This is a genomic window from Plantactinospora sp. ZYX-F-223 (assembly GCF_039649625.1).
In the GTDB taxonomy this organism is placed as follows: domain Bacteria; phylum Actinomycetota; class Actinomycetes; order Mycobacteriales; family Micromonosporaceae; genus Plantactinospora.
Genome location: NZ_JBDJAV010000128.1, coordinates 1 through 3,838, shown reverse-complemented (window position 1 = coordinate 3,838; position 3,838 = coordinate 1). Strand labels below are relative to the sequence as shown.

Here is a 3,838-nt window from a genome sequence, read left to right as displayed (position 1 = left end):
ACGCCAGCAGGTGGGCGGCGACATCCACGCCGGGCCCGGACGGTTCCTGTGGTGGTTCGCGTTCAACCAGGTCCCCGGCCTGCCCGAACGCCTGCTCACCGGCCGCTCCCGTCATCTGGTCGACTGGATGATCGACTACCTGGTCGAGGACCCCGGCGCCATCAGCGACCACGACCGGGACGTGTACGCGCACGCCTACTCCACCGCGGACGCGATCCGTGCCGGCAACGCCTGGTACCGGGCATTCGGCCAGGACATCGCCGACGAGAAAACCTACGCCCCCGTGACCGCACCCCTGCTCGGCCTCGGCGGCGGCGAAGGCGGATACCAACTTCTGAAGGCGGTGCTGCCAGACAAAGGCACCGACGTCGAGGTCGCCGCCGTGGCAGGCAGCGGCCACTACATCCCCGAAGAACAACCCGAGGCCCTCATTCAGCACCTCATACGGTTCTTCACCTGATACGGCACAAGCCGCTCAGCGGCCCGGGCCGGCAACCCGCCGGGCCGCTGAGCCGGACAGCCGAAGACCCCGAGAACACCGGCAACTGGGCGAAGGTTCAGCCAGTGCAGCGGCCGCCGAGCCGGGCCGTCGACGAAGGGGAACTCCGGGCGTACGGGTGCCTGGTTCGATCCCGTCAGGGGGTCAGGGGACCCGCGAGCACGACCAGGGCCGCCTTCCGGTCCCCCGTCCAGCCGATAGCGGGGTGATCGACTGATAGGCGGCCCCACAACATCAACAGCAACTGTTCGGCCGTACCGGTGATCTCGGCGACCGGCTCACCCGGTCCGTAGATCCAGGACCCGCCGCTGTCGTGGGCACGAACCCGGATGGCCACCTCCGGCTCGCTGGTTCGCCCGCGCACGATCTGGCGCGGCGCCATGGTGTCGAACACCTCCGCGATGCCGTCTTCGGCCAGGTCGGCATCGATAGCGGTAGGCCGGTTGAGGGCGTTTTCGGCGTCCCAGCGGTGCAGGAGGGTCTCCTGACAGCGGCGACGCTGCCAGAAGCCGATCGTGTGCGGGGGGTGGAACGTCCAGGCCGGGGCGCTCAGGTCAGCCGCCAGAGCCTCCAGCATGACCGCGCACGTGTCCTCGAACCACGGCACCAGCGCATCACGCGGCGCGGGAACCGGATGATGGCCGTCGCGCCCGTCGCGTACCGCAGATGCCACCCACAGATTTCCGTTGCCGAGATGATCAGCCAGGTCGTAGAGCGTCCATCCCGGACAGTGCTCGATGGGGGCGGTCAGGTCGTCGCGCAGGCAGTCGCGGAAACCCTCAAGCTGGTGGCGCAGCCGAGCGTGCAGGTCCATGCCTCGAACCTAACAATCTCCGTCGCGGGTCAGGCACGGGGCCACCACCTGAGCGATTCCTGACCCAGGCGTTCGATCTTTGGGGGGCCGGCCCGCTCGCGGCGGTCGCGGTCGCGGCGCTGGCCCCGTTCGGGCAGGCGGATCAGGCCCCCGGCGATCAGGGCCCCGGCGATGTAGGCGGCGCCGACGATGAGAGACGAGAGGGGTCGCTCCGGCGGTCCAACCGGGGTGACGGCCAGCACGGCGCCGATGGAGGCGATGCCGACGAGGGAACCGAGGGGGCCAACCGGGGCCGGTCGTTCCCGGAATCGCCCGGCCGGCCCCCTCGGTCAGCCCTGGTGCTGAATTCTCTCGTGGCGTCGGGATCGGGTCCACGAGCAGCACGTCGGCTCGGCGCTCGCGCGGGATCACCACCCTCTTCGGCTCGCGCCCCGCGGGCGGTGTCAGAAGGTGACGGTGACCTTTCCGTTCAGGCCGCCCTGTCCGAATCGTCGGTGCGCGGCCTGGATGTCATGGATCCCGAAGGTGGAGCCGACGCGGAGCGACACGGCGCCCTGATAGACGTACGTGGTGAGTTCACGCAGCCCGACGCCGTCCTCACGGACCTGGTTGATCGTGGTCAGTACCCTCCTCGCGATCAGATCGGGAACCGGTCCGACCTGGGTGGCGATGTAGGCGTACCGGCCGCCGTCAGCCACCGCCTCGGTGACGAACGCGCCGAACGTGTCGAAGACCGCGTCGTAGTGGCGGTGGGCGAGGGCGGCCGGGTCAGTGGTGGCGAATTCCGCGCCCCATTCTCTGGTGAAGTCGAGGTGGGCTTCGCGGGAGACCAGAGCGTCCTCCCGTACGCCTCGTACCCGGGCCAGTTGCAGGGCCAGACCACCGACAGCGCCAGCGGCTCCAGCGACGAGCAGCCGATCGCCCGCTGACACCCCGAGCCACTCCAGCATCTGCAGAGCGGTCAGACCTGCCAGCAGCGGTTGACCAACCTCCCTGGGCAGTACAGCTAGGCCGTGTCCGGCGGATCACGTGATAGCCCTGCGCGGCGCAGTCGTTTCCCTCTCTTGCTTCCAAACGCGCCGGGGCGCGGCCGTACGGTTCTCGCTGTGACAATTCAGCGAATGCCCGCTGCGGAGGTTCCAGTCTCTGTCGAACTGGTGCGCCGTCTGCTCGATCAGCAGCACCCCGACCTGGCGGACCTGCCGGTCGAGGTCCTGGCCAACGGCTGGGACAACCTTGTGTGTCGGCTTGGTGAGGAGTTCCTCGTCCGGTTGCCGCGACGCGCCATGGCCGCCGAGCTCGTCGCGCACGAGCAGCGGTGGTTGCCGGAGTTGGCCGACCGCCTGCCGTTGCCGGTGCCAGCGCCGGTGCGTGTCGGGCAGCCGACGACTCAGTACCCGTGGTCATGGAGTGTCGTGCCGTTTTTCCCGGGCCGGACCGCCGCGCGGTCGGAGCCCGACGACCTCTGGTCGGCCGCAGCGACGCTCGGCGGTTTCCTAGGCGCGCTGCATGCCCCGGCTCCTTCGGAGGCGCCCGTCAACCCGTTTCGCGGGATACCACTGGCCGGGCGCGCCGAGGGAGTCCTGACCGGGCTGGAGCACGTCGATCCGGCTGACCGTGCCGCCGCACTGCGGATCTGGGAGGCGGCCGCCGCTACACCTGCTTGGGATGGTCCGCCGCTGTGGCTGCACGGGGACCTGCACCCGGCCAACATCCTGGTCGACCGCGGCCGAATCAGCGCCGTGATCGACTTTGGTGACATCACCTCGGGCGATCCCGCCACCGACCTGTCCGTGGCTTGGATGCTGTTCACGGCGGAGCAGCGTGCTGCTCTTCGACAAGCGTATGGCCGCGCGGACGACGCGACCTGGGAGCGGTCGCGTGGGTGGGCGCTTGTCCTGTCCCTGGTCTTCCTGACGCACTCGGCGGACAACCCGCTGATGCGCGGCATCGGCGAGCGCGCCTTCCGTGCGGTGCTGGAGTAGCAGCCGACCTCCAGGTAGTACCTGGCAGAGCATGGCGCCATAGGCTCCAGGGCGCTTGACTTGCAGTAGCGACCGAGAGGGCTGGAGGGCGGGCTGATCAGGTCTTAATCCAGAGCCGGATCGAGGCGGCGGTGACGGTGCCGTGCTCATCGGCACCGTCGAGCTGGTGTCGATCCTGACCGACCGACTGGGCATCCGCCACGGACCACTCGCCGCGATCGGCAGCGCCAACCTGAACCAGGCCGGCTTCCTCATCGTCGGCCTCTTCGTCCTCGCCTGGGTTGTCGCCGTAGCGGTGTGGCGTCTCGCCCGCGTCGAACAGCGATGGGAACGCCCGCGGCTGCGCGTCCCGGAGCCGACCGCCGACACGTCATGGCCACACTCATTCAGCTGACGGACGCGCAGACGCGAGCCACCGATCCGCATGACATTCCGGGATGGTCTTCCGCCCCGACCCCGGCGCGGACTCGGGCCGACTCCATGGCATCCGTCTGGCCCCACCAGCCCGGCCGCCGCTGTGGAAGCGACCGTTCCCCTACG

4 protein-coding genes and 1 pseudogene are annotated in these 3,838 nt (G+C 69.5%); 3 read left to right on the top strand and 2 right to left on the bottom strand.

What is annotated here, in order from left to right:
* A pseudogene (locus AAH979_RS42610) lies at positions 1–460 on the top strand (alpha/beta hydrolase); the annotation flags it as partial.
* A gap of 175 nt (positions 461–635) precedes the next feature.
* On the opposite strand, the gene AAH979_RS42605 reads toward AAH979_RS42610, so the two are convergent.
* Both AAH979_RS42605 and AAH979_RS42600 read right to left on the bottom strand, forming a co-directional pair.
* Positions 636–1,313 (bottom strand): maleylpyruvate isomerase family mycothiol-dependent enzyme, encoded by a 678-nt coding sequence (locus AAH979_RS42605; protein WP_346263801.1) that lies wholly within the window; start codon positions 1,311–1,313, stop codon positions 636–638.
* Positions 1,314–1,756: 443 nt separating this feature from the next.
* Complete coding sequence (locus AAH979_RS42600; protein ID WP_346263800.1) at positions 1,757–2,263, bottom strand: zinc-binding dehydrogenase; 507 nt, start codon at positions 2,261–2,263, stop codon at positions 1,757–1,759.
* A gap of 171 nt (positions 2,264–2,434) precedes the next feature.
* Between AAH979_RS42600 and AAH979_RS42595 the strand changes: the two genes are divergently transcribed.
* Positions 2,435–3,298: an aminoglycoside phosphotransferase family protein gene (locus AAH979_RS42595; protein WP_346263799.1), complete on the top strand. Its 864-nt coding sequence runs from the start codon at positions 2,435–2,437 to the stop codon at positions 3,296–3,298.
* 142 nt (positions 3,299–3,440) lie between these two features.
* Complete coding sequence (locus AAH979_RS42590; RefSeq protein ID WP_346263798.1) at positions 3,441–3,692, top strand: hypothetical protein; 252 nt, start codon at positions 3,441–3,443, stop codon at positions 3,690–3,692.
* Positions 3,693–3,838: the final 146 nt, after the last annotated feature.

Bases quoted from the DNA above. Each gene is read 5' to 3' on its own strand.
- AAH979_RS42595 (WP_346263799.1), top strand. From the start codon at position 2,435: ATGCCCGCTGCGGAGGTTCCAGTCTCTGTCGAACTGGTGCGCCGTCTG.
- AAH979_RS42600 (WP_346263800.1), bottom strand. From the start codon at position 2,263: ATGCTGGAGTGGCTCGGGGTGTCAGCGGGCGATCGGCTGCTCGTCGCT.
- AAH979_RS42605 (WP_346263801.1), bottom strand. From the start codon at position 1,313: ATGGACCTGCACGCTCGGCTGCGCCACCAGCTTGAGGGTTTCCGCGAC.